This is a genomic window from Paenibacillus sp. SORGH_AS_0306 (assembly GCF_030819345.1).
In the GTDB taxonomy this organism is placed as follows: Bacteria; Bacillota; Bacilli; order Paenibacillales; family Paenibacillaceae; genus Saccharibacillus; species Saccharibacillus kyungheensis.
On sequence record NZ_JAUTBP010000001.1, the window covers coordinates 2450142 to 2475237 of the forward strand.

Annotated in this window: 25 protein-coding genes and 1 pseudogene; 5 read left to right on the plus strand and 21 right to left on the minus strand. The window is 37.5% G+C overall.

Going from position 1 to position 25096, the window contains the following annotated elements; genetic code table 11:
- Positions 1–65: 65 nt before the first annotated feature.
- From QE450_RS10545 to QE450_RS10615, 15 genes and pseudogenes are all read right to left on the minus strand, one after another.
- Positions 66–191 (minus strand): annotated as a pseudogene (locus tag QE450_RS10545) (excalibur calcium-binding domain-containing protein); the annotation flags it as partial.
- A 320-nt stretch (positions 192–511) separates the two neighbouring features.
- Complete coding sequence (locus tag QE450_RS10550; protein ID WP_307299192.1) at positions 512–1444, minus strand: TIGR02452 family protein; 933 nt, start codon at positions 1442–1444, stop codon at positions 512–514.
- Between the two features lie 31 nt (positions 1445–1475).
- Positions 1476–1976, minus strand: a complete 501-nt coding sequence (locus tag QE450_RS10555) for a riboflavin biosynthesis intermediates N-glycosidase (protein WP_307299195.1) — start codon at positions 1974–1976, stop codon at positions 1476–1478.
- Positions 1977–2006: 30 nt separating this feature from the next.
- Entirely contained in the window at positions 2007–2936 is a 930-nt protein-coding gene (locus QE450_RS10560) for an NUDIX hydrolase (RefSeq protein WP_307299197.1), read from the minus strand.
- 327 nt (positions 2937–3263) lie between these two features.
- The gene (locus QE450_RS10565; protein WP_307299200.1) at positions 3264–3593 is read right to left on the minus strand and encodes a hypothetical protein; all 330 of its coding nucleotides are present in this window, start codon (positions 3591–3593) and stop codon (positions 3264–3266) included.
- A gap of 185 nt (positions 3594–3778) precedes the next feature.
- Complete coding sequence (locus tag QE450_RS10570; protein WP_273612773.1) at positions 3779–4351, minus strand: TetR/AcrR family transcriptional regulator; 573 nt, start codon at positions 4349–4351, stop codon at positions 3779–3781.
- A 57-nt stretch (positions 4352–4408) separates the two neighbouring features.
- Positions 4409–4942, minus strand: a complete 534-nt coding sequence (locus QE450_RS10575) for a GNAT family N-acetyltransferase (protein WP_307299205.1) — start codon at positions 4940–4942, stop codon at positions 4409–4411.
- 59 nt (positions 4943–5001) lie between these two features.
- On the minus strand, positions 5002–6015 hold the full coding sequence (locus QE450_RS10580) for an NADP-dependent oxidoreductase (protein WP_307299208.1): 1014 nt from the start codon (positions 6013–6015) through the stop codon (positions 5002–5004).
- A 159-nt stretch (positions 6016–6174) separates the two neighbouring features.
- A complete protein-coding gene (locus QE450_RS10585) occupies positions 6175–6921 on the minus strand; it encodes an SDR family NAD(P)-dependent oxidoreductase (RefSeq protein WP_307299210.1) in 747 nt (248 codons plus the stop codon).
- Between the two features lie 155 nt (positions 6922–7076).
- Entirely contained in the window at positions 7077–7862 is a 786-nt protein-coding gene (locus QE450_RS10590; protein WP_307299213.1) for an SDR family NAD(P)-dependent oxidoreductase, read from the minus strand.
- Positions 7863–8350: 488 nt separating this feature from the next.
- On the minus strand, positions 8351–8674 hold the full coding sequence (locus tag QE450_RS10595; RefSeq protein WP_307299217.1) for a hypothetical protein: 324 nt from the start codon (positions 8672–8674) through the stop codon (positions 8351–8353).
- Between the two features lie 106 nt (positions 8675–8780).
- A complete protein-coding gene (locus tag QE450_RS10600) occupies positions 8781–9269 on the minus strand; it encodes an NUDIX hydrolase (RefSeq protein ID WP_274172473.1) in 489 nt (162 codons plus the stop codon).
- A gap of 320 nt (positions 9270–9589) precedes the next feature.
- Positions 9590–10435 (minus strand): NAD(+) diphosphatase, encoded by an 846-nt coding sequence (gene nudC, locus QE450_RS10605; RefSeq protein ID WP_307299221.1) that lies wholly within the window; start codon positions 10433–10435, stop codon positions 9590–9592.
- 407 nt (positions 10436–10842) lie between these two features.
- On the minus strand, positions 10843–11436 hold the full coding sequence (locus QE450_RS10610; RefSeq protein ID WP_307299223.1) for a nucleotidyltransferase domain-containing protein: 594 nt from the start codon (positions 11434–11436) through the stop codon (positions 10843–10845).
- Positions 11437–11500: 64 nt separating this feature from the next.
- A complete protein-coding gene (locus QE450_RS10615) occupies positions 11501–12418 on the minus strand; it encodes an EamA family transporter (protein WP_274172470.1) in 918 nt (305 codons plus the stop codon).
- A 110-nt stretch (positions 12419–12528) separates the two neighbouring features.
- Between QE450_RS10615 and QE450_RS10620 the strand changes: the two genes are divergently transcribed.
- From QE450_RS10620 to QE450_RS10630, 3 genes are all read left to right on the plus strand, one after another.
- The gene (locus QE450_RS10620) at positions 12529–13410 is read left to right on the plus strand and encodes an AraC family transcriptional regulator (protein ID WP_307299228.1); all 882 of its coding nucleotides are present in this window, start codon (positions 12529–12531) and stop codon (positions 13408–13410) included.
- 162 nt (positions 13411–13572) lie between these two features.
- Positions 13573–13902 (plus strand): nucleoside triphosphate pyrophosphohydrolase family protein, encoded by a 330-nt coding sequence (locus QE450_RS10625; RefSeq protein ID WP_274172468.1) that lies wholly within the window; start codon positions 13573–13575, stop codon positions 13900–13902.
- Positions 13903–13965: 63 nt separating this feature from the next.
- Positions 13966–14871, plus strand: a complete 906-nt coding sequence (locus QE450_RS10630) for an aldo/keto reductase family protein (RefSeq protein WP_307299232.1) — start codon at positions 13966–13968, stop codon at positions 14869–14871.
- Between the two features lie 92 nt (positions 14872–14963).
- Here the strand turns inward: QE450_RS10630 and QE450_RS10635 are convergent, their stop codons facing one another.
- Complete coding sequence (locus tag QE450_RS10635) at positions 14964–15923, minus strand: NADP-dependent oxidoreductase (protein ID WP_307299234.1); 960 nt, start codon at positions 15921–15923, stop codon at positions 14964–14966.
- A gap of 300 nt (positions 15924–16223) precedes the next feature.
- On the opposite strand from QE450_RS10635, the gene QE450_RS10640 reads away from it, so the two are divergent.
- Positions 16224–17165: a HEAT repeat domain-containing protein gene (locus tag QE450_RS10640; protein WP_307299238.1), complete on the plus strand. Its 942-nt coding sequence runs from the start codon at positions 16224–16226 to the stop codon at positions 17163–17165.
- A 78-nt stretch (positions 17166–17243) separates the two neighbouring features.
- Here QE450_RS10640 and cydC read toward each other — a convergent pair whose 3' ends face one another.
- From cydC to QE450_RS10665, 5 genes are all read right to left on the minus strand, one after another.
- Complete coding sequence (cydC, locus tag QE450_RS10645; RefSeq protein WP_307299241.1) at positions 17244–18968, minus strand: thiol reductant ABC exporter subunit CydC; 1725 nt, start codon at positions 18966–18968, stop codon at positions 17244–17246.
- On the minus strand, positions 18965–20767 hold the full coding sequence (gene cydD, locus QE450_RS10650; protein WP_307299243.1) for a thiol reductant ABC exporter subunit CydD: 1803 nt from the start codon (positions 20765–20767) through the stop codon (positions 18965–18967). Before cydD ends, cydC begins: the two co-directional genes overlap by 4 nt.
- A gap of 73 nt (positions 20768–20840) precedes the next feature.
- Positions 20841–21857, minus strand: a complete 1017-nt coding sequence (locus QE450_RS10655; RefSeq protein WP_307299247.1) for a cytochrome d ubiquinol oxidase subunit II — start codon at positions 21855–21857, stop codon at positions 20841–20843.
- Positions 21854–23227: a cytochrome ubiquinol oxidase subunit I gene (locus QE450_RS10660; protein WP_307299250.1), complete on the minus strand. Its 1374-nt coding sequence runs from the start codon at positions 23225–23227 to the stop codon at positions 21854–21856. The genes QE450_RS10655 and QE450_RS10660 overlap by 4 nt, the downstream gene beginning before the upstream one ends.
- 418 nt (positions 23228–23645) lie before the next feature.
- Positions 23646–23966 (minus strand): antibiotic biosynthesis monooxygenase family protein, encoded by a 321-nt coding sequence (locus tag QE450_RS10665; RefSeq protein ID WP_273612788.1) that lies wholly within the window; start codon positions 23964–23966, stop codon positions 23646–23648.
- A 191-nt stretch (positions 23967–24157) separates the two neighbouring features.
- Between QE450_RS10665 and QE450_RS10670 the strand changes: the two genes are divergently transcribed.
- A complete protein-coding gene (locus QE450_RS10670) occupies positions 24158–25006 on the plus strand; it encodes an AraC family transcriptional regulator (RefSeq protein WP_307299252.1) in 849 nt (282 codons plus the stop codon).
- Positions 25007–25096 lie beyond the last annotated feature (90 nt).

Consider the following 25096-nt stretch of genomic DNA (forward strand, 5'->3'; position numbering starts at 1 on the left):
GAACCTTGACTCTCTGCGAAGAGGACAAAGGTTCCTTTTTATTTTTTATATGGAAAAGGAATAGACTATTCGCAAGCGATTCCATCTTTATCACGATCTAATTTTTTGCTATATCCCGGTTGTCCTTTGTATAAAGGAGCTTTTCCTGCTTTGCGAACAGCACTACAGTTTTTGTAATATACTGTTTTGGATTTGGTAGCTACATAACTTCCAGCTTGACTGGATTGTGCTTGTACTGTTGGTGTAACGGCTACCGTTAATCCTGCTAGCAAAGATAATGCAATTAATCCTGAACATGCTTTGTTCATTTTTTTCATGAGTATACCCCTTCGCGTATGAAATATTATTTTATACTTTTTTGGTACTATATGGATTATATCGGATAGTTATCTAAATTGGTTAGTTTAGGTTATAAGTTATTTTTTCATAGCAAAAAGCGTACCTTATGAATAATCTATTCAAGTACGCTTTTATATAAGAAATAAGTTAACTTTATGCGATTTTATTATGTTCATGCTTTAAATATTTTTTCAAAAGCTTGAATTACTTGCTGATCTTTGGAACGATCATAGACTGCGAAAATAATCTGCTTGAACAATAAAGCATACTTCTCTTCTAGTAGCACCTGACGGAACCACGTCGCCACTTCATACGGATCATTACGGAATACACCGCATCCGAAAGCTCCTAATACCAGATATTCATCGCCCTGCTCTGCCGCTACTGCTAAAATATATCGAATCCGCTCTAACATGACTGCGCCGATCTGGTCTACATGTTCAGGTTCTCTTTCTCTAACTACCCCTGCATTTACAGCCGGTGCCGTAATGATAGATACTTGATAGGTCTGTGCTCTCAGCGAACCGCCGTCTTCCCGAAAGACCGTTACTTGTGGCGAGTAGATCATATAATCAGAGTACAGACAACTTTTTTGCTGTCGATTATAGTTATACATTTCAGTCATCTGAATCTGGCTAGGATAAAGGGAAGATGAACGAGCTAGACTTTCTTCTTGTGCCTGACTTCCTCCTAGAAATCCACCACCTGGATTACGTGCAGAAGCAAAATTGAGACAAGCAACTTTATCACGTCGTTGTCTCATGGTGAGTTGTTCGACTGCTTTGAGCGTTGAATATGGGTTTACAATAATCTTTGACGCACAGCGCTCATCATCCGACAATGACGACTCTTCCGGTTGTAATGACTCTGCTGTATATGGACTTTTGATGTCATTTGTATGTTGTAAAAGAGTGTTGATCTTTGCGACTGCTTTTTCTTTAACTGTTGGTAATTTTTCAGGTGTATACAGAACAGAATTGTTAATAGTATATTCAACTTCTGATTTGATATCGACCTGTTTACCTGATAGTACTTTGTAATGACCTCGTTCTAAAATATCTAATGTTTCCTGCGCCCATTTAGAGCGGATTTCTCGTGATGTCATGATTGGCAACTCCTTACTTCTCTTTTTCTAGTTATACTTGCGATAATAAATCTTCTCGTAATTGTGTTAATACTTCGCCTAACCAATTCGTTCCCCGCCATGTAGCACGTTGATGAATACGAGGATCATCTTCAGCAAGCCCGATTCCCCAGATTCGGTCTGTAGGGCTAGCCTCTACCAGCGTATGACCGGCTGTAGCTAATAGAACCAATAATAATTCTGGATTCTGGGTAAACTTGGCATGATTCCCGCGATACACGATATTTTTGGCTTCTTGATTCCAGAGATCGTTATCGAATCGTTGCACTTGCCGTCCTAATGCTTTTTGCTGACGAGGATGTGGCGCTTCTATTACTCGTCTAGCAATTTCACGATCGCCAAACAATTGAGCTTTGCCATACATCATATACTGCTCTGCCGATGTAAATTGCTGTCCTTCTAATATAAAAGATGCTGGATACCACTGTGAAAATGGAGAAGTATCCCGATAAAAAAATAAAAATGATTCTGATGGCGATTCAGATCTACTCATTGTGTGATTCCTCTTTTCTTGATCCAAAAACTATTTAACAACCTCTTCCCAAGCGGGACGAAAACGAAACAGTTGGGACGGTCGATGTCCTGCATCTTTCGTATATTCATTCGTTGCTATAACTTGTGAAGCGATTTTCCGACGAAAGGCAGGTGCTAATAGTTCTCGATCCAAAATAATTTCATACACTTGTTGCAGTGCAGATAATGTAAATAACGGTGGCATCAAATTAAACGCAATATCGGTATACTCAATTTTACTACGTAGGCGTTCTACACCATATGCAATCATTTTAGCATGATCAAAAGCAATTCCTTCACTCTCAATCACTTCCCAGCGTACATCATTAATCGTTCCGCGATAGACATGAGTAACCCGAACCAATCCAGATAACTGATACTCTCCATGGTGCAAATGAATCCGAATATCTCGCTCGATCTCACATCCATCAGGTAAGCGAACTTTCTTTTCCTGCATAATATGATAATCTAGCTTAAACCATCTAGCATCATCCGCATCTTCCCCTGCTTGTACTTGTTGGGTGCTAGAATCCACTAATGCCATGTACGAACAACTAATGACCCTTGTACGAGGATCTCGATCCACTTCACCCCATGTATATAATTGCTCCATATAGATATGTTCTAGATTCGTTTCACTTCGCAATTCACGTGCGGCGGCTTCATCCAGACTTTCATCGATCGAGACGAATCCCCCTGGCAATGCCCACTGTCCTTTATACGGATGTTCACCACGTTGAATCATCAATAACTGCAATGACTTTTCCGGTAATTTACGATAGTTATCTTGCTCTTGATTCATTACAGTAAAAATCAGCATATCAACCGTAGCTGAAGGTCGTTCATATATACCAGCATCGTATTGTTCCAGAAATTGTTTTTCGGTAAGTCCGTTATGATTAAGAATGGGATTAGCATCGTTGATTGACGAATCCGGCATAGATATAACCTCCATATAAGATATAAGTACATTTAATTTAATTATTGATATTCACTTTTTGTTATTAACATATAGTTATTATTAATCAAACTCATTTGAAAAGTCAACCATTTGCAGAAATTGGATATAAAAAAGACTTCCTCTATTTCTAAAGAAAGTCTTTTTTGAGTGCTATACATCATGTTACCTATTTACGTCTACCGCGTTTATTTTTACGATTGGTTGTAATCGTCATAAAAGCAAAAATAACAAATACTACGCCTGCACCTACTAACATTTGTATAAAAAAATCCATTCGTTCACCTCAAGATTGTTGTTATGTATAGCTTATTGATAACTTAACCGTTTACGTAACGCACGCCACACTTTTACAAGTAAATAAGCTGTAATATAACAACCCATTAATGATACAAAAAAGCTATCTGCTCGAAAATATACTTTTTCAGTATGCATTATAATATACAATAGATTCTCATATCCTGTCAGATCATCACTTGTCTGCAATGTCAAAAACGAGGAGAACTGACCAAAATGATATTGCTTCACAATCTCTGGCGGGAAATTCCAGACAATATTGACTCTACTCGGCATAATCATAAATAGCAACATAACGATAATCGTTACGAACCATACCTTTTTGTGATCGAAAAAAGTCATCGCTTCCTCCTTTGTTAAGATACATCGTATATTCAGATTGTATACTTGATTGCGAAATAGATCAAAATCGATAGTAGAAGTATCTTTATTTGCTCAAACAAAAAAGCCTGACATATGATCACTCTCTTGCGATAGCGACTTGTTAGGCTGTTATGGTTGGTTGAATACCCCATTATGATATTGTATTAATCCAAAATACGTAATGTTGTATCAATAATACCGTTTAATTTTTGCTGGTCTGCTGTTGTTTTGACCATAGCACGCAAACCTAACCATGCATTCATAAAATAGTGAGCAAGAAATTCGGTATCAACATCCGCTTTTATTTCACCGTTATTTTGACCGATCAGAAGTAGCTCACGCAAGTATTGTTCTGTTTGTGTATAGCCATTTTCTACAAATGTAGATACTTCAGGATCAAGTATACCTAACTCTACACCCGAGTTCACCATCATACATCCTTTAGGAAAATCTTTGTTATCCACCATAGTGGTTAGAAACCGTCGCATCAGTTCTTTAACAGGTGCTTGTTTTTCTATTAACAATTGTAATCGTTCTGCTTGAAGAGATTTGTACCGTTGTAGTGCTTGAATAAACAGAGCGTGTTTGTCTCCAAACGTATCATAGATACTTCTTCGATGAATCCCCATCGTATCAACCAATTGTTGCATCGATGTTTTCTCATATCCTTGTGTCCAGAATAAAAACATCGCTTTATCTAATACTTCATTAATTTCAAATTCTTTATGCCTTGCCATTGTCTTCACCTCGCTTATTTATTATATAGGGAAGTGAAAAATCAGCAAACTTATGACTTATTCAAAATCCAAATAGTAATAAATATCAGAATTGCCTCGTTCAGATGTAAAATGATAGCTTTTATTATTCAAACCGCCGATTTCAAACCCATATTTTAAATAGAATTTGTTAGCAGCGAGATTATACGATTGGGCAATAGTACTCAAACCTTTACAATTCTTTTCTTTGGATATAGTCATTGCCAAATCAAGCATGTCTTTAGAGATACCACTTCTACGATATTTTTGATTTACTTTCAGATCACTAAGGTAGCAATATTTATTCCATTCGATCTCAAATACAGCCAGTCCAACACAGATATCATGATCAAATGCAGCTATAGCAAAACCATCTTGATCGATTTTGGCAAATGAATAGTTCTCTTCTGGAAATATTTTTTCTTTGGTCTTATCAAAGTATTTCTCTTGATATTCCCATGAATCATTAGTCTTTGTCACAACTAATTCACCAAACAAATAAAATGTCTCATTAGGTAATTGCAAACAATCTTTGGTTGCTTCTGTTATCAATTCAATTTTAATACGATTCAATGTGTAGCCTCCTTCAATCTCTAAATATTCAGCTTCCAGAGTCTACAAAACTGAACGTATCAGAATTGTATAATAACTTTACCTTTTGGTCGACCATTGGCTACAAGCTCTAATGTTTTATTGATATCGTTTAGCGTAAATGATTGAGGATGAAGAAGTGGAACGATATCATTTTTTTCAACGATTCCCGTAATTTTTTTCAATTGTGTACCGTCTGAGCGAACAAAAATAAAGCGATATTCTATATCTTTTTGCTTCGCTTTTTTATCGAATTTGGCACCAACAGCACCAAAAAGTTTTTGTTTCCACCATGGGAAGCCTTGATCCTCTGCAAAACGTTTATTAGGTCCTGTACGAAGAGAAAGTAATCGTCCTCCAGGCTTTATAATTTGTAATTCATTATCAAATTCTTCTGCTCCCAACGTATCGATCACATAATCAATCTGGGATAAAACATCTACATAGTTTTCTTTCGTATAATCCAAATATCGATCTGCACCAATTTGTAGTGTACGTTCGCGTGTCTGTGCGTTACCGCTTACGATGACTTGTAATCCCATGTTTTTGGCGATAGGAACAGCGATTTGACCAAAACTACCTGATCCACCTGGAATAAAAACAGACTGCCCCGACTTTGCTTCTAGTTCTTCATGTAGTCCTTGATAAGCCGTAAGTCCGGTCAATGCTACCGCAGATGCTTCTGCATAAGACAAATTTTTGGGCATATGTGCAATAGCACCCGCGTCTACAGCGACATACTCTGCAAAGGCACCTATTTTGTTCAAAGGTAAACGTGTATAAATATCATCGCCTACCTGAAATCCATGTACATTTTTGCCTACGTTTTCAATCACACCTGCCAGTTCATTGCCGATCGTGAGCGGAAAATTATAGTCTTGAATGAATTTGACACTGCCTGTCATGATTAACATTTCCAGTGGATTCACAGCGGCGGCTTTGACTTTGACCAGCACTTCATGATCTGCAATATCTGGAATTTCAATAGTGTTCACTTGTGCTTTTATTTCTTTAGAATATTTCGTGATCTGAGCGGCTTTCATAGTGCGCTTCATATCTGGATCAGCATCCTTTTTATCATAATAAATACATCAATAACAGTTCATGTATAGAATAAAAATGACGTACAATTCTCAAGTTGTACGTCATTTGCAATAGTATTCATAATAGAGCTCTAGTACGCATCATTTATTATCTAACGATCATTAACGCAATTATGAGATCGTAGGGTAGATAGGTGCTGTTAATTTAAAGTTATACTCTGAATCCACAATACCTACAGTCTCATTACTTTCATACAGATTAACCATGAATCCTGCCATTTGTTGGGCTGTGTGGTATTTAGGAATATTGTTCTCGTATTGATAATCTTCCACATCATTAGATACTTTGATAAAATCTGTTTCTGTAATAGCAGGTGCTAATACTTTAGCTTTGAGATGAGCGCCTTTGAGTTCTAACTCTTTAGCAAGCCCTTCCGTAAATGCACTTACATAATATTTAGAAGCAGAGTATGCTACAGTTCCTATAGCAATAATATATCCAAGTGCTGATGATACGTTAATTAATTGAGTACCTTCAACATTTTCATAATCTCTAACATAAAGGGTAGACAGAATCGTTAAAGATTCTATATTCACTCGTAACATCGTTTCGACTTTTGTTAGATTTTGATCAACCACCATTGCACCTTCTCCAAGCCCTGCATTATTGATCCATGTTTCGATTTGATAATTTTTCAAGCTATTGTATAGCTCATAAGCTTGCTCGGTAACAGAAAGATCACTTGTAACAACCACTACATCTAATTCTGGATGTAATTCTTTAATTTTGGCTTGAAGCTCTTCTAACTTGTCTACTCTTCTTGCTACAATAATCAAATTTTTTCCTTTAGCAGCAAATGCCAATGCACTTTCATAACCTATTCCTGAGCTAGCTCCTGTAATAACGGTATATTTCATTTTAGTTGCTCCTTTTAATTCTATTTTTGATTTCAAGAACGATCGTTCTAATTTTGTTATATGCTATCCTTATTCTCTTGTTCGCTACAAGCATATCATTTATAGAACGATCGGTAAAGTATTATTTCACAGCTTCACGGGTGTCTATGAACTGCTTAGTGACCGGCTCGATCTTGCATCGATCTTACAATACGAGTGATCCATTTGCGTGGTAATAATCGTGGGCTAAATGCTAAAAAGCGGTTACGTGCTCCCGGTATAATAATAGTATCTCCTCGCAAAAATCCGCGATATCCCATTTGGGCAACTTCGTCTGACTTCATAATAGAACCATTTTGTATCATTTTAGATGCGCCCATACCTGAACGATCTACAAATCCTGTAGCTGTGACTCCCGGGCAAAGTGCAGTCACGGTTACACCTGTTCCACTTAATTCATTTTCAAGTGCTTCTGTGAACGATAATACATACGCTTTGCTTGCATAATAGACAGACATCATCGGTCCAGGGAAAAAGCCTACTAATGAAGCTACATTCATCACGCCGCCCTGTCCTCGCTTCACCATATCCGGTACAAATAATTTGGTCATAATCGTTAGCGCTTTGATATTTATATCGATCATATTGGTTTCTTGTTCCCAATCTGTTTCTAAAAATTTCCCGTATAAGCCAAATCCAGCATTATTCACAAGATAATCTACCACAATTCCTTTTTCTTTTAACTCTAGAAAAATAGCTTCCGGTACACCTGTAACCGATACATCTTTGGGAATAACAATAGAATGTGTACCATGTTTTTGTTCATAATCTTTCGCCATTTCTTGCAATTTCGCTTCATTACGTGCAACCAACACCAGATTATATCCGTCTTTAGCAAATAGATTAGCTAATTCTTTCCCAATCCCGCCAGATACACCTGTAATCAATACTGTTTTTTTCATAGTTATAACTCCTATTCAGCTCATAATTAATATTAAAACCTTTTTAAGAACGATCATTCTAATAAGGATAAAAAAATAAAGCTTGCTGTTGGAAAATGTTATTGTTGTAGGAAGGTGGTTGTTATATGGTTAGTTAGCAACTTCTTATTTAGAACTTTATCATATTGAGAACGATCGGTAAAGTATTATTTTTAAAAATTATTTATATGATTTCTGTAAGTAGAAAGCCTCCAGCTTTTATTAGCGACAGACTTTCTTTTACCACTACCTGTATGATTGAACTAAGCTTAGTTCTCAAGCACCTGTACTTATATATCGTACTATAAAGGCTGCTGCTATCCATAATACAAATATGATGCCAACCACTAATAAGATTTTAGACTGTTTACTTCTGAACATGTACTATTCTCCTTTCTATACTCTATTTGTTGTATGCTAACGACTATGTAAATGTTATCAAAGTCTTTGGTTATTGTTCTACTTATCATCTATTTAATTAGAATATTAAAATTACATTCTTCCATATTATACCATTCTGTTAGCAAAGTATAGGCAGAGATCGTTTGTAGATGATGGACTACCTTTTCCAATTGTTCTATAGAATCTTCACCACAAGCCACTTTAATATATTGATGACTATGTACGGCTCTATAAATATCCGCATGATCTGTAGGTTCGACCTGTACCAGATGAATATGAGAATCGGCTGTATGTCCACTGCCTACAACAGCATAATGGTCATCAATGAGAAGAGCTTTATCATGATGATATTGTAAATGTTTTTCATGCGGAATGACCCAGATTGGCTTCATATGTAGATGTCCTCCAGTACACTAATATGTAATATCATCAGTATACTGGCTAGGACAACATACGGTAATAGGCTAAAACGTATCAATTGTATGATATGTATACGTATCACACGTTTCTTTGCAAATTCACATCTAATTCTGATTCTTCGCCTGTAACATAAGATATATAATTTACTGACCCGCTAAAGTCTAAATACGCTTGATAACGAAAACGAATAGACGGTAATGTTATCCAATCGAGAACCGATTCTTTTGGAATCCATTTACAATCACTGGTCTCGTCAGAAGTTGTTAATGTTCCTCCTTCACATTTACATACAAAATCAAACATTACTTTTGTTGGTACATCTGTTATGCCATCATGCCATTTAGGTATTCCCGTATTTGAAATAATGCTTATAAGCTGAACTACGGTTGCATCGATTCCACTTTCTTCTTTGATCTCACGTATTACTCCGTCGATCAAATTCTCTCCAACTTCGGTGATTCCACCAGGGTATACCCAACCATCGTGTTGTGTCTTAACTAACAAAATATTACCCTGACCATCTTCTACTATTCCACCTGCAGATACAATATGTGTCGGGAAATTCATTATGTAACCTCCTATTATTGATATACCTGTTCTATACTGGTTGTTTCTTTGCTTATTTTAAAAAGCTCTATTTATATTACTCATCTCATCTTAAATTTTTCAACTACCGATGTTCTTCTGGAAAATGTCCTTACAACCCAGATACTACACATTCTTTTTCCTCTACCATTTAATAGAGAAATCATGATAAATATTAGATAAAATGTATCCATCGTTTTCTTTGGCATAAATATAGCTATAGTAAGCAAAAATGAAAATATAAAAGCAGCAGACTATTCGGTTCGTATAGATATCGGAGAGCTGCTACTTTCACATTTTATCTAGCTTTTATATTCTTCTACATACCAGTCAATCATCTTACGTGCAATACTGACTCGCGGTGGAATATTAGGAAGTTCGTTCGCATGGAACCACTTCGCTTCGGCGATCTCTTCACCATCTACTTGAATCTCGCCGCTATCATATTCAGCGATAAATCCGATCATGAGTGAATGTGGGAATGGCCACGGTTGACTATCATAATAGCGAATATTTTTGATCTTGATGCCTATCTCTTCCATCGTTTCCCGTTGTACACAGTCTTCTAGTGTCTCTCCAGGTTCTACAAAGCCTGCGATCAGACCGTACATATTATTTGGAAAATGACCTGCACGAGCAAGCAAGATCTGATCGCCTTTTAAAATAATCGTAATCACAGCAGGTGATAGACGAGGATAATGGGACAATCCGCAATTTGGACAAACTTTGCTACGCTCATGATCTGCATGATTCAGCGCATTGCCACAGCGTCCGCAGAACTGGTTCGTTGCATCCCATGAGAGCATTTGCAGACCACGTCCGGCAACATGGAACAAATCTTCATCAATTCGATCATATAGGGCAAAGAGAGGTGAAAAAATCATACCTTCCGGTACAGTACTGTCTTCTGCGACTTCAGCTGTATAACAGGAAGCCCCTTCGATCGAACCGAGATAAAGTGTGCGACTAGATGTTAATCCATACTTGTCCAGACGATCTCCAACTGGAACAGCCAATAGGTCGCCTATTTCATGAACAAGTAGTTGGTTCCCACGAAAGATAAACCAGTACCCTATGGAGTTTTCCTGCTCTACAGGTCGAAGTGCAGGACTATATCGTTTATAAATACTTTCAATTGTCGGTTGCATGGGCTCAGAACCTTTCATGTACGTACTTTTTACGTCATTTATGATATGTTGTACATCATTAGTTTACCCTAAGAACAGAAGGGATCAAACGTCAATATATAAGTCTTTACATTATCTAGGAAAAGGATGCTAGTTTGCTTGCAAGTTCAGATTAAATTGACTGGTAGCAAGTGTACAATAACTTACTATCTAATAAGATGATTCCACCAGAATATACCCAACCATTATGCTGAGTCTTAGCTGACAAAGTATTGCCTTGATCCTCTCATCCTATTCCACCTGCGGATACAATATGTGTAGGGAAGTTCATGTTGTAACTTTGTATTATTGGTATACCTATTCTGTACTGATTGTTTCTTTGCTTATTTCAAAGAGTTCGATTTACATTACTCATATCATTTTCAATTTTATATTTTCAACCATCGATGCCCTTCTGGAAATTGTCCTTTCAACCCCGATACTATCCATTCTTTTTCCGCTATTGTTAAATGTGGCAACATCATCTGCCAATCTAGATCATCCTTTTCTCGAATCACTGAACTGCCTCCTTTATATAGAAGCTGAATCTCTGGTCGAAGATAGCGAATATGATCTGTGGTCGTTAAAAAAATGTCATTAGCTTTTCGACGAATCACCGGATGTCTGCGGTATACCCAATCTTCATCCACTTGATCTACAAGCATTAACTGAAATGCCCATGCAGAATGCTCATCTTTTTTCACCCATATATCATTCACTTGCTCTAACTGTTCTCCTTCCCAAAGCTCTAATGTGCCTTTATATGCTTTGTACAATATCCAATCTTTGCTCAAATATTGATATACTTTATACTGATCTTTGCGAAATAAGATAATATCGATATCTTTATGTTCTCGGGTTTGTCTACCTACATGTAGATCCAAAGCCCATCCTCCTGCAATCCCCCAGATAATTGATATATCTCGGAATAATAAGCTGACTTCTTCTATAGTAAGCGGTTGCCAGTTATCGATATCCATCATATCCTCTACTCTCTTTACAGTATACTGATCGCATGTTGTATAGTTATTTTTTTTATCGTTTCATCTATACGTGAGGTGTAGTCGTTTTTTTGCTTATTGTCATCATAAATAAAAGTCCAATAATACATAATGTTCCTACCCATTGAAACATGCCAAACGGTTCTTTTAACCAAAATACAGTTGTAAGAACAGCGGATAAAGGTTCTAAGCTACCAAGTAAACTTGTTTCTTTTGGCAAAAGGCTTTCCAAGCTCTCAATATAAAACCAGAATGCAATCATAGTACCAAAAATAATAACAAAGATAAGATACATATACATTTCAAGAGTTAGGCTCTGAAAATCAAATTGCCAAGGTGGATGAATAAAGCTAAATGCTAACCCTCCTATAAGCATTGCCCAACCGACAATAACAAGAGAATCGTATTGCTTGAGTAAAGGTACAGCGTACAATGTATAGAATGCTAGTGCTGCTCCAGATAATACTCCCCATACGATAGCAATAACAGGTACAGATAATTGAGAGATCGAACCGTTAGTCAGCAATAGAAAACAACCTATGATCGCAAGCATAACAGTAATGATGTCTTTGGAAGATAAGGTCATTTGTTTGCGTATAATCAAATAAACAATAATCATAACTGGTGATAGATATTGTAATAAGGTGGCTACAGCAGCGTTACCATGTTGAATAGAAGCCATATATGTATACTGCACAGCTAGCATCCCTACAATACTAAAAATAAGCATTTGCATAGCTGTTTTTTTCTGTGTCCATATCTTCCATATTTGTGAACGATCTTTAACAACACATTGAATACCTAATAGTAAAATACCTGCAACAATCATACGCACAGTTACAAGCCAATTAACATCAATACTTGAATATTCAAAAAGAAACTTGGCAACCGTTCCTCCTACTCCCCAAAATATAGCTGCTATTGTAACTAATAGTATTCCTGCTCTTTTTGATTGCTTTTTCATCTTGATTATTCCACCTTAAAGTATAATGATAGTATTATCATAAAGGAAACTATTAGATGATAATACCTATATTAGACTAAAAAATATAAGTATATTGAGGTGATATTTCTGTGTTACACAAAAGTTTTGGTATTGATCAAAACTTAAAAGAACTTACCGAGCATCGTACTGTTCTTTTACCTTTTGCATGTTACGAAAACCAAATCAATCAAGATATACATGGATATATTCCTCTTCATTGGCACGAAGAAATTCAGTTTGTTGTCGTCCAAAAAGGGGAAGCTCTTTTTCAAATTAATGAAGAACAGATTGTAGTTAAGCAAGGAAATGGATTATTTATTAATAGTGGCTGTTTGCATAAGGCTGAAGAGGTAGAACAGTCTGAATGTATGTATATTTGTCTAAATATTGCTCCTCATTTTATATTGGCAAAAGAACTATATATGAACTATGTGAGTCCTTATATTCAAGCCACCAATTTCCCTCACCTGGAAATAAAATCCACAGAAACATGGGGAGCTACAATAATAAAATCTATTCGAGAAATTAATGAATCGATCAAGCAAAAACAAACTTTTTTTGAAATTGAAATCAGTGAATATATTACCTCTATTTGGAAAACTATACTTGTACACGGTATATCTTTGGAATACGATCAGCTCAAATTTATAAAAAGTTACCGGATGAAACAAATGTTAAATTGGATACATTTGCATTACACTGAAAAAATTATTCTGGATGATATCGCCAAAGCAGGACAGTTAAGCCGTTCAGAGTGTTGTCGTTATTTTAAGCGCATTTTGAAAACTACTCCTTTGCATTATGTAATTGATTATCGGATTCAAAAAAGTTTAGTTTTGTTACAACAAGACGAATCTACGATTACAGAAGTTGCTTATCAAGTCGGATTTAATAGTACCAGTTATTTTATTGATCTTTTTCGTAAAAAAATGAATACTACCCCTCTTGCTTACAAAAAACTAAATTTATAAAAAGGCTCTATCTAAATACAATCGTTTATATGCCATTAACTGAACATAAATTCATCAAATTTGAACATTAGTTCAAACTATTTTAAAATCAAATATAATCATTTTAAATCTAATAAAATAACTAGATCACATCTAGGTCTAGATACCAAAGGACTGAATATCTTGAAAACAATTAAAGAAATCCAAGCAGAAGTTCATCAGAATGCTATCGAACATGGATGGTGGGAAGAAAAAAGAGAGTTTGGAACAATGATTGCTTTGTGTCATTCTGAGTTATCGGAAGCTCTTGAAGAAGTTAGAAAAGGAAGAGAAATTAATAAAAATTACTATACTGAACAAGGTAAACTTGAAGGTGTACCTTCAGAATTAGCAGATGTAGTAATCCGTATTTTAGATATGTGCGGCTATTATAATATTGACCTTCAACAAGCTATTATAGAAAAAAATGAATTCAACAAAAAGCGAGAATTTAAACATAATAAGCAATTTTAATTCAGATACTAGCCATGTGTCGCCTTAAATATACATTTTCATATTGTAAAGGGGTCTTTTAAAATGATGTTATCTAATACAGCACGTAATCGAATCGGCATGCCTATTGTTGGTTTTGGTACCTATCAATTATCTAAAGAACAAGCAGAATTTAGTGTGAAAGAAGCCATACTCGCTGGTTTTAGACATGTTGATTCTTCGGAAATCTATCGTAATGAAGAAGGTACAGGTAAAGGAATAAAAGCAGCCGGAATATCCAGAGAACAGCTTTTCATTACTACAAAACTTTATCCCCTATCTAAAGTGCCAAAAATAATGTCAAAAAATCATCAACAAACTATAGATACTTTAAAAAATCAATTAGTGCAACTACAACTTGATTATGTAGACCTTTATCTGATACATGCACCATTATCCGCACTACGATTAGAACAGTGGGCAGCATTAGAAGAATTGAAAAAACTAGGCTTGGCAAAGCATATTGGGGTATCCAATTATAATATTTCAACACTAAAAGAAATAACTGATGCCGGGCTGACAATCCCTGAAGTCAATCAAATTGAATTTCATCCTCTATGTACTCATGTTGAATTGACCAATTATATGAACAAAAATGCTATTGCGCCTATTGCATATAGTTCACTTGCTCCACTTTCAACATGGAGAGCTGATAAAAAACAAGAAAACGATCTTGATCATATAAAAAGAGACTGTCAATTAATCACAAAACAAATTGCAGACAGATTTCATGTCTCTGAAGCGAAAATATTATTACGATGGGCTTTACAACGTGGTTATGCTGTATTAAGTAGAAGTAGTAAACCTGATCGTATCCGAGAAAATTTAGAATTATTTGATTTTGAAATTCCTGAGAGTGATATGAAACGTTTGAATCATTTAAATCAAAATCAGCCATTAGCATGGGCAAATAGTGGCATTAATCCTATGGAAGCTCCACCTATCCAATAAATCATTACTTATTATACAAGAACGGCTCAAAGAACGTGATCATGTAGTGCTCTTTGAACCGTTTTAGTTACTATTTATTATTTAGCAGTCTTTTATTCTGCTACTGTAATTAACACTTTACCACGAACCGTTCCTACTTCTGCGCGGTGATGCAGTTCGGGGAGGTCTTTGAGTTTTACTTTTTCAGCAATCACAGGTTTGAGCACACCTTCATCGGCCAGTGTAGCAATCTGAGCCAATTGTGTTCCACTTTGCTGTACGCTCATATTGACTACATTGACTTTGAGCTCTTTAGCGACGGCTTCATCTGCCGGGCTAGTAACCGAGACGAATGTTCCACCTTCACGTAGTAAATGAAGCCAGTTGCTTACTTCATTTGTGCCTTCTGGCGATAGATTGAAAATAAGATCTAACTTGTCTTCAATACGATCTTCGACCATTTCTTGATTGTAGTCGATAAGCTCATCTATGCCGATTTCTTTGAGCATTGGGAAACTGGCTTCGGATGCAGTACCGATCACATAGGCACCTTTCCATTTAGCCAATTGAACCGCTAATGTACCTACTCCGCCTGCGGCTCCTGCAATTAACACACGTTGTCCACTTTCCAAATGACCATGATCGAATAGCGCTTGCCATGCGGTTAAGGCACCAACTGGAAGAGCAGCTACTTCTGGAAGTTTGATCTTTTTCGGTGCTGTCGCTACATATTCCGCTTTGGTCGCGACATATTCGGCAGCGGCTCCATTAGACAGAATATTCAACAATGCAAAAACAGGTTCGCCTACTTTTACATTTTTCACGTTTTTGCCTATTTCCGTAATCGTACCGGATACTTCTACATTCGGAATATAAGGTAATTTATGAGGGAACGTTTCTTGCACCACTCCCATACGAATCAAGTGATCTAACGGGTTAAAGGCTGTTGCCGAGACTTTGATTAATACTTCATCTGCTTCAATCTTCGGCATTAATACGTTCTCATAGTGCATTTTTTCACTATTGCCGTAAGCATGAACTCTTATCGCGTGCATCATTTCTGGAGCTGGCATATTGAACACCTCTTTGGTTTTTTGAGTAGCACATTCCAATAAATAAGCGCTTACAAATATTTGCTCATTAGATTTATTTTACGCTTAACTTGAATGTAATACAATGAACAATAAGATAGACCACTACAGAATAGCCTTTTATCGTATAATATAGACACTTGTTAGAGCATAATGTATGGCTATTATCTTATATCGAGGTCTAATCCATCAGATCGTTTCATATACAGTTTCTCATATTGTGCCACTCTACTTTGTTTTAAAAGTTGGATAGCAATCATTCAACATACAGGAGGCGATTCGATGGAACCTATAGATTACATACAAGACTTGATCTATCGGATGAGTATCAAAACCGACGAACAAGGTCAAGCCGTAAGAAGTTCAGGCGATAGTGTAGGCTGGAAAGCTCGCAAAGAAGCCAAGCAATTGAAAGAAGAGTATTGGATAGATATCGTAGACAAGGTATGGACACAGACTACTGATGTGAATGATCGCGAACATCTCTTTTTTATATGGAGTTATCTTGCATGTCATACTCAAGGTACACGAGCTGTAGACAAAATGTTGTTGTATTTCCGCGCTGCTCCTCCTCGTGAACAAATGGTTCTTTTGTATACTTTTACCTATGTGCCCTTTATTCCAGATGCTACACCTTTCTTATCTTTATCTTATGCCAAAAAATCTTCAGTACGTCATCATGCTATCGAAATCTTAGGTCGTTGTGATCGTGAAGTTGTAGGTGAACGCCTGATTGAACTATTATCGATATCCAAAAACTATCTTGATTTATTTCATATCCTTTTGGCTATTCAGAAGGTCAACCTATATATAGCTGCTCCTTACCTAGTTCCTCATTTGCGTTCCAACAAAGTCGATATTCGTGCATTATGTATTGATATGTTATCTACATTCGATGGCAATCATTATTTATCTATTTTTGAACATCATTTAGCCAAAGATTTATCGTCTTCTGTCAAATGGAATGCGATGAAAGCTATTGCCGAGCATGGCACTCCTTCTCAAGTCAAGCTAGTGCTCAAACGAGTTAAATCTATCGTTTCTAGACCTCGTGCAGGTCGACAACATCTTATCAGTGAGTTGATGTATGGCATATCGTTTCTCCATCGTGTAGCTAGTGACGATCCTGCTGTAGTGAAATGGTTACAAGAGGTGCGAACCACTAAGTATGATAATCTATTTGAACATGAGCAAAAGTGGCTCAGCGAATTATTGGCTGAATGATATACTAACCACTTATTGATATCCTTTTCTCAAGAAATCATGACTTTTGTACATATCCCTTGAGAAAAGGACGTTTTTTTATATAGCCGCTTCTCCGATCATTTGCCACTCGATTTGTTTCATTTCATAGAAATAGCCCTGTTTCTCCATAAGTTCCGAATACGAACCGATCTCTACCATCTTGCCTTGATCCATCACTATAATCTGATCCATCTTTTCCAATCCAGTCAGGCGATGCCCTATCAGAAGAAGGGTATCTTCAGTCGCTCTAGCCAAAAGTTGTTGTAAAACACGTTGTTCGGTTACATAATCTAGCGATGACGTGGGTTCATCGAGAAGCCATAATCGTCCTTTGCGCAACAATGCGCGCGCCAGAGCCAGTCGTTGCTTTTCGCCGTCTGAAAGATTTTCTCCTTTTTCATAGATCATATCGGTTAACAGAAGATGAGGAAGTTGCATCTGATGCAGTACCTGTATTAATTGTTCGTCCGAATATAGTTCGTCGCTTAATAGTAGATTGTCACGAACAGTCCCTCTAAAAAAGTGCCCTTGCTGTAATACCACATTCGTGTTTTGCCAGATACTTTGTTCATCCAGTTCTTGTACAGATATATCATTTAATCGTATAGTTCCTGCTGTAGGCGTACGAAGCTTGAGTAACAGATCGATTATCGTGGACTTACCTGATCCACTTGCTCCTACAATCGCTGTTTTGGAACCTGCATCAAGATGTAATGACAATTCTTGTAGCGCTGGTCTCCATTCATCTTCATATTGAAAAGTCACTTGATCTATATCAATAGAAATAGCTTGATCGTTAGATAATTTTTTTGATGATGTAGGTTGTATAGCTGTATGCCCTACTGTTTCATTTAGTCGTGTAGCCGCATGTTCACTATCTTGCTTGTACGCGGGTAAAGTAGCCATCGCTGCCACTTCTTCAAAAACAGTCATCGATGCCATAATCAGCATAGCTAAAAATACACCTTGAAGCGTACCCTCTATAATCAACCATGCCCCTAACGCCAGCACACTCCATGAAATAAAAAAGGAGACAAAGGTATGCATAGATTGTCCACGTAGTAGGTTGTCGGCTTGTTGTTGTTGTTCTTTGGTTAAAATTGTAGCCGCTTGTTCCAGTTGCTTCTCTCGCTCTGTTAATTGTCCGTAAATTTTCAAATCTCGAAAGCCGTATAGTACCTCAGTTACTTCTGTAGAGAGCAATGCTCGTTGCTCGCGAACACGTCCATTGATTTTGCGCTGTCCGATCAGTACGATACCTGGCACCACCAGTGCTGTTAATAACATCCCAACGACTAATACACAAGCAATCCAGATTGAAAAAGCAGAAGTAAATAACATAGTCGCCAAAAAGACTGTCATAGCAATAATAGGCGGATAAGCTACACGCAAAAAGTAATGTTGTAGACTTTCTACATCACCTACGATGCGTGCCAACAGATCACCACTGCGTCGTTTGTTCAATATACCGGGTGTAATCGGAATAAGCTTGGCGAAGAATGTGACCCTTAATCGGCTTAACATTGAAAATGTTGCCCGGTGTGAATACAGACGTTCACCATACCGACTTGCTGCTCGAAGCAGACCTAGTAGCTTGACCATAGAAGTAAGAATAATCAACGTATATAGTGGTGGTGCAAATACAGTCTGTGAGATCATATATCCACTTGCTGAGAATAGAGCCACTCCTGCGATGCCAGCAATAAATCCTCCCACTATCGAAAAGATGATATCTTTGCGCTCTTGGAACATCGCTTTGGACATTATAGCGAGATCATTCATACTACCACTCCTTTTTGTTGCACATTCACCATATCTGCATATGGAGATAGACGAGCTAATAGTTCATGATGATGACCTGAATCAACTACTACCCCATTGTCCATATACAGGATCTGATCGGCATCTTGAATCGTGTATAATCGGTGCGCTACTGTAATCATCGTTGCTGCTTGCGATAATATAGCAATAGAACGTTGCAAGATTTGCTCGGTGTGCAGATCCAATCCTACCGTAGGCTCATCAAACAAAATAATATCCGGTCGCTTGAGAAAAGCACGCGCCAGAGCAAGTCGTTGTTTTTCCCCACCTGAAAGTCCTCTACCCCCTTCTCCAATCACCGTATCTAAGCCCTGATGAAGTTGAGCGATTAGCGGGGTAAGTCCAGCTTCTGCGGCGGCTTGTTGAATCTGCTTGCGTGTCACTTCTCTCCCTGCTCCTATAGAAATATTTTCAGCAAATGTCCCTGCAAATATATAAGGATGCTGTGTAATATAGCTAATATGTTGGAACCATGCAGACTCATTAGATGGCGATAATATATTTCCGTTGATCACCACTGAACCTGTGGTAGGCTTGAGCAAGCCAGCAATTAGATGAAGTAGTGTTGTTTTTCCAGATCCACTTTTGCCCACGATAGCAATATGTTCTCCTGCTGTAATCTTAATTCGCCCTGTCTCCAGTTCAAAAGAATCAGGCGCATATTGAAAACCCACCTGCTCTAACTCGATCAATAACGGTGTAGAATCTGTTGCTGTAGTTGATCGATTGCTCGCTTCTGTTATTGGTTTGTTGGTAGTGATTAATAATTCTTCTGTTGTATTGTCTGTTGAGTCTGATATACGGGATTCCGCTAGCAACTGCTCTACTTTACGAACAGCTCCCATACTTGTGCGACCACTATGAAAAGCAGTTCCTGTATTTTTTAATAAACTATAAAATTCAGGGATCAACAACAAAATGAGAAACGCACTGTGAAAAGTCATCGATTTGAAAACAAGCAATTGAATAGCGAGTTCTAAAGCAACAATACCAATACTCAGCATTACAATGGATTCCAGCATAAATGTATTGGTAAAGGCAATTTTCAAAATACTCATCGTTGCATCACGATACCCTAGACTACTACGTTCAATCTGTTGTTGCTGATGATGCGCACGTCCGAATATTTTTAACGACACTAGCCCTTGAAGAGAGTCGAGAAATGTACCGGAAAATTCGGCTAACTGTTCATACTTTTCTTCTGATTTATGCTTTGTTTTTAATCCTACCAAAACCATAAATAAAGGAATAAATGGAGCAGTACAGATCATAATTAAGCCTGTATTTACATGAAGCGAAAATGTAAATGCCACAATTAAAATCGGAATAATAGCCGCTTCCATCATTCGAGGCATATATTGGCTAAAATAACTGTCTGCTTCATCTACCGCATCGAGAGCTACACTGACTTTTCCACCGGTCTGTCCGACTAACATGCCCGGCATAGACGTGCGAGTTAAGCGTTGTATAACAGCCGCTCGCATATTCGTTTTGGCAAGAGCAGCCATATGTAGCCCTACTTTTCCATTGCTATAAAACAATAATGTCCGTAATGCCATCACAGCTAGCAATAATCCTAGTAATACTGTGACCGATGAGAAAGATGCTTTTTCAACAAAGATCCGTTGCACGACTTCAGCTAATAATACCGCTTGAGTAATTATCGTAATGCCTAAGATCAATGAAATGATCATCAGTAGAACTCTATTTTTTCGCTGTAAAGACATTTGTTCACTGATAAGACTGGATGTTCTGCTCATAGCACTGTCCTCCTTTATCAATCAAGGCATAGTCGGAAGCATCCTTCTATGCCACTATAAGTTGCAATATGCTTTATTTTTTCCCTTTCACATAATCTGCATCAAATAAAAACAACTTGAATACTAGAATGAGCGAAGGAATTAACAGACAGAGTCCACCTATAAATACAACCACTAATGCAAAGCCCATCGCTGGTGAAGTTCCGCTGCTCTGGATAGTGATATAAGGATCGAGAATATATGGATATTGCCCGATACCGTAAGCAAAAAATGCACAGAAAAACTGTAGCATAATACAACTAAATGCTAATCCGTAGCGACGTCCGTTATATAACAGCCACATAGCGATCATAAAGAAAGCTATCGAAAGAGCAAGCAACCACCATAAATCCATCATATTTTGAAAATGTCGTGCATTATGCTGACCTAGATAAATAAAAGCGGTTAATGCCATCACAATAGTAGGTGTACTCCAAAATAAAGCATACCCTCGCATCAACTTTAAAGCAGATTCATCTTCTGCACGTGAAGCATAAAAGGTTAAAAAGGAGCCACTAATAAACAAAACAGATACAATCGCCAGCCCGACAATACTCCATGACAATGGATTGGTGAACAATTCCCAATAATCCAGAGACACAATATCTCCTTGCTTGAGAATAAATCCTCCCTCAGCCAGCGTCAGGGCTACAGATAACGAAGCTGGAATCAGCAATCCTGTTGCTCCATACAAAAATAGAAATACAATATTGTTTTTGGAACCATAATTTTCAAAAGCATAAAATGAGCCCCTGATTGCAAGCAGAATAATAGCAATACTTCCGGGAACCAGTAAAGCAGATCCATAATAATACGCAGTATCCGGGAAAAATCCGACAATGCCAATATAGAAAAAGACAAAAAACACATTGGTGATCTCCCAGACCGGTGACAAATAGCGAGAGATCAGTCGATTAATTAGATGATCTTGCTTCGTTAAGCGTGCATAGAAAGCAAAAAATCCTGCGCCAAAATCGATTGAAGCTACTATTAAATAGCCATATAAAAATATCCAGAGTACCGAGATACCAATCAATTCATAACTGATCATGATTGCCCACCTTTCTCAGTCCCCTTGTCAGGATGGTCTTTGAGCCACTTCTCAATCTCTACTTCAGCAGGATTGTTATTGAATAGTCGTCGTAATACCAGAACACATATCGTGCCAAGTACAATATAAAGAAGTAAGAAAACAAAAAACAAAATGCGGACACTTGGCGAAGATGTTGCCGCTTCTTCTACACGCATATACCCTCGAATAATCCACGGCTGTCTTCCTAGTTCTGCATAGAACCAACCCATTTCAACAGCTAAAAAAGCAAGCGGCGCAGATAGTGCCACCATACGAAGCATCCATTTGTTGAGGTTAAGCTCCTTGCGTTTCTTCAAGAACAGCAGTAGAAAATACAGACTGGATACGGCAAGCAATGTAAATCCAATTCCCGCCATCGCATCAAATAAATAATGGACAAGTAGTGGTGGACGTTCATCCAAAGGGAATTCATTCAGTCCTGTAACCTCTGCATTAAAGTCACCGAATGCTAGAAAACTAAGTACTTTCGACAAGTGAAGTGCGCCTATCACTTCATGCTCTGCATTCAACCATCCCAACAGAATCAAGTCTGCTCCACGTTCAGTTTCAAAATGCCATTCTGCCGCAGCAAGTTTCTCCGGTTGATGTTCTGCCAGAAATTTAGCCGACACGTCGCCAGCTAATGTATTGAATAGACTGAATAACAACACCACTGCCATCATCAGATTTAAGCCTTTTTTGTGATACGCAGATACACCTTTTCTTAACATAGCAAAAGCAGCAATTCCGGCTAATAATGCCGCACCTGTGAGATAAGCTGAACTCAGTACATGGAATACTTTAGAAAATGTCGCTGTATTGAGCATCGCTTGTACAGGATTTACAGCTACAAATTGCCCTGCCTCCATTAGAAATCCTCCCGGTGTATTCATAAATCCATTGACTGTTGTAATAAATACAGCCGACATTCCAGCTCCAGCCACAATCGGAATCGTTAATAACCAGTGTAAGTATGGATTTTTTTTGAATCGATCCCATGTATACAAATAAATTCCTAAAAAGATCGCTTCAAAAAAGAACGCAAATACCTCCATAAATAAAGGCAATGCAATCACATTTCCAGCTAATTTCATAAAATTAGGCCACACAAGAGCCAGTTGTAGAGAGATTGCTGTACCTGTTACTACACCGACTGCAACAGAAATCACAAATCCTCTTGACCATCTTTTTGCCATAAGTATGTAGTGATGATCTTTTTTGCGAATACCGATCAACTCCGCTATAGCGATCATTAATGGAATACCGACACCCAATGTTGCAAAAATAACGTGAAATCCAAGTGTCAGCCCTGTCACAAGCCTGCTCCATAACACCGTATCGATCTCCATCTTTATCGTTGTCCCCTTTCATCTTGCAGAATAGATCAAGCTACTATATCCATGGATATTTAAAATTTATTGTATTCTAATTTTGGCCCAATACAATCGTAGTCACATTTTTGTCCTCAATCGTTCCAAGAAGAATCATATCTTTCTGACAAGTTGGTGAAAAGTAAGAAAAAGACTCGAACGGGCTATTGCGTTATTTTCTATATCCCCGTATAAATGCCGATCGGTTCAGCCTCAAATAAGAACATTTAGATAGTAAAACAACAAAAAAAGCCGCTATAATAGCGACTTTGTCTGTAGATAGAGTATATTTAAAAAGCTTAGTGTACTGATCTTTTGATCAAAAAAGGATGGACTACTTATAGGTAGCTCATCCTTTTTGTGTATCATTTTATTCTATGATCATAGTTATTGATGGTTATTCTTTACCTTTTTTAATCGCTTTGATATCGTATTTGCCGTTTGTAGAGTTAATGATATAGTCAGGTTTGGGTTGACCTGCTTTTTGGCGGTGCCCTTGAATATGAGCATCACTTTTCTCCCAGTTCTTCCAAGCTTCTTCAGACTCCCAGCGGAATAAAAGCACAACTTCTTCTTCCCCTTTACGAGTCTGCTTAACCAAAATCGTCAAATCAACAAAACCAGGCTGTTCTTCCAAAATACCAGGTTGGTTAAAACGTTCTACCACTTGATTGGCGTTACCTTCTGTTACTGTGATACTACGCATAATAGCAAACATAGCCAAGCCTCCTTCAAAATCTGTATCTTACACTATTATAAATGATAATAATTATCATTGTCAAAACAACTATAGCCACACCTATTATATTCATAATCTGTTCTCTATAAGACAGACAAAACTGCGCACAAAATGACCGGATAGAACGATTGCTTTCCTTTATAATAAACAGCAAGGAGTGAACAATAACAATGAACTGGATAACCTCTTTACAGATAGCTATTCATTATATGGAAGAACATTTGTTAGAACCAATAACGATCGAACAAATTGCTGCTCAAGCGCATCTGTCCCCTTTTTATTTTCAACGTAACTTTTCGTTGTTAACGGATACCACCGTGGCAGAATATTTGAGACGTAGACGATTAACATTGGCTGCACATGAACTTCTACATAGTGAGCACAAAATTATTGAGCTTGCGCATAAATATGGATACGATACACCGGAATCTTTTTCCAAAGCTTTCCGCAGGCAACATGGGATTGCACCTAGTGAAGCACGCAAACACAGTAGTTCACTCAAGTCTTTCAATCGCTTAACGATTCAAGTCAATGTCAAAGGAGCGGAACCGATGAATTATAAAATAATCGAACATCCTGCATTTTCATTAGTCGGTATCAAGCAAACATTCTCTTATGAAAATGGTGAAAATCTGCGCGACATCCCTAAAATGTGGGACAAAGCGTATCATGAAGGTGTAGAAGATCGTTTATTTGAATTGAACAACGGTGCTCTAAAAGGATTACTAGGAGTCTGTGTAGATCAGACTGAACTGCAATCTAATCAAATGGAGTATTGGATTGCTACAGCTTACGATGGGGAGATTCCTGAAGGATTATCAAGCTTACACATTCCTGCTTCCAAGTGGAGTGTATTTGAAGTAGAAGGCCCGATGCCAGCTAGTATGCAAAAAGTCTGGAAACAGATTATCTCCGAATGGTTTCCTTCTAATGCTTATGAACATGCGTATCTGCCTGAACTAGAAGTATACGGTGGCCCTAACGTGGCTCCGCAAATCTGGATTCCGATCACTTCTTAATTACAATCTATCACTTGTATTGTGTTAGTTGACTTGTAGTATGCTGGCATGATAAATCACAAAAAGCTGGAACTCGTATGTACCACTAAC

Coding starts and splice junctions, on each gene's coding strand:
- QE450_RS10570 (WP_273612773.1), bottom strand. CDS start 4,351: ATGGCAAGGCATAAAGAATTTGAAATTAATGAAGTATTAGATAAAGCG.
- QE450_RS10655 (WP_307299247.1), bottom strand. CDS start 21,857: ATGATCAGTTATGAATTGATTGGTATCTCGGTACTCTGGATATTTTTA.
- QE450_RS10560 (WP_307299197.1), bottom strand. CDS start 2,936: ATGCCGGATTCGTCAATCAACGATGCTAATCCCATTCTTAATCATAAC.
- cydC (WP_307299241.1), bottom strand. CDS start 18,968: ATGAATGATCTCGCTATAATGTCCAAAGCGATGTTCCAAGAGCGCAAA.
- QE450_RS10635 (WP_307299234.1), bottom strand. CDS start 15,923: ATGCCAGCTCCAGAAATGATGCACGCGATAAGAGTTCATGCTTACGGC.
- nudC (WP_307299221.1), bottom strand. CDS start 10,435: ATGCAACCGACAATTGAAAGTATTTATAAACGATATAGTCCTGCACTT.
- QE450_RS10585 (WP_307299210.1), bottom strand. CDS start 6,921: ATGAAATATACCGTTATTACAGGAGCTAGCTCAGGAATAGGTTATGAA.
- QE450_RS10670 (WP_307299252.1), top strand. CDS start 24,158: ATGAACTGGATAACCTCTTTACAGATAGCTATTCATTATATGGAAGAA.
- QE450_RS10630 (WP_307299232.1), top strand. CDS start 13,966: ATGATGTTATCTAATACAGCACGTAATCGAATCGGCATGCCTATTGTT.
- QE450_RS10665 (WP_273612788.1), bottom strand. CDS start 23,966: ATGTTTGCTATTATGCGTAGTATCACAGTAACAGAAGGTAACGCCAAT.
- QE450_RS10660 (WP_307299250.1), bottom strand. CDS start 23,227: ATGGAGATCGATACGGTGTTATGGAGCAGGCTTGTGACAGGGCTGACA.
- QE450_RS10555 (WP_307299195.1), bottom strand. CDS start 1,976: ATGAGTAGATCTGAATCGCCATCAGAATCATTTTTATTTTTTTATCGG.
- cydD (WP_307299243.1), bottom strand. CDS start 20,767: ATGAGCAGAACATCCAGTCTTATCAGTGAACAAATGTCTTTACAGCGA.
- QE450_RS10615 (WP_274172470.1), bottom strand. CDS start 12,418: ATGAAAAAGCAATCAAAAAGAGCAGGAATACTATTAGTTACAATAGCA.
- QE450_RS10590 (WP_307299213.1), bottom strand. CDS start 7,862: ATGAAAAAAACAGTATTGATTACAGGTGTATCTGGCGGGATTGGGAAA.
- QE450_RS10640 (WP_307299238.1), top strand. CDS start 16,224: ATGGAACCTATAGATTACATACAAGACTTGATCTATCGGATGAGTATC.
- QE450_RS10580 (WP_307299208.1), bottom strand. CDS start 6,015: ATGAAGCGCACTATGAAAGCCGCTCAGATCACGAAATATTCTAAAGAA.
- QE450_RS10550 (WP_307299192.1), bottom strand. CDS start 1,444: ATGACATCACGAGAAATCCGCTCTAAATGGGCGCAGGAAACATTAGAT.
- QE450_RS10565 (WP_307299200.1), bottom strand. CDS start 3,593: ATGACTTTTTTCGATCACAAAAAGGTATGGTTCGTAACGATTATCGTT.
- QE450_RS10610 (WP_307299223.1), bottom strand. CDS start 11,436: ATGATGGATATCGATAACTGGCAACCGCTTACTATAGAAGAAGTCAGC.
- QE450_RS10595 (WP_307299217.1), bottom strand. CDS start 8,674: ATGAAGCCAATCTGGGTCATTCCGCATGAAAAACATTTACAATATCAT.
- QE450_RS10600 (WP_274172473.1), bottom strand. CDS start 9,269: ATGAATTTCCCGACACATATTGTATCTGCAGGTGGAATAGTAGAAGAT.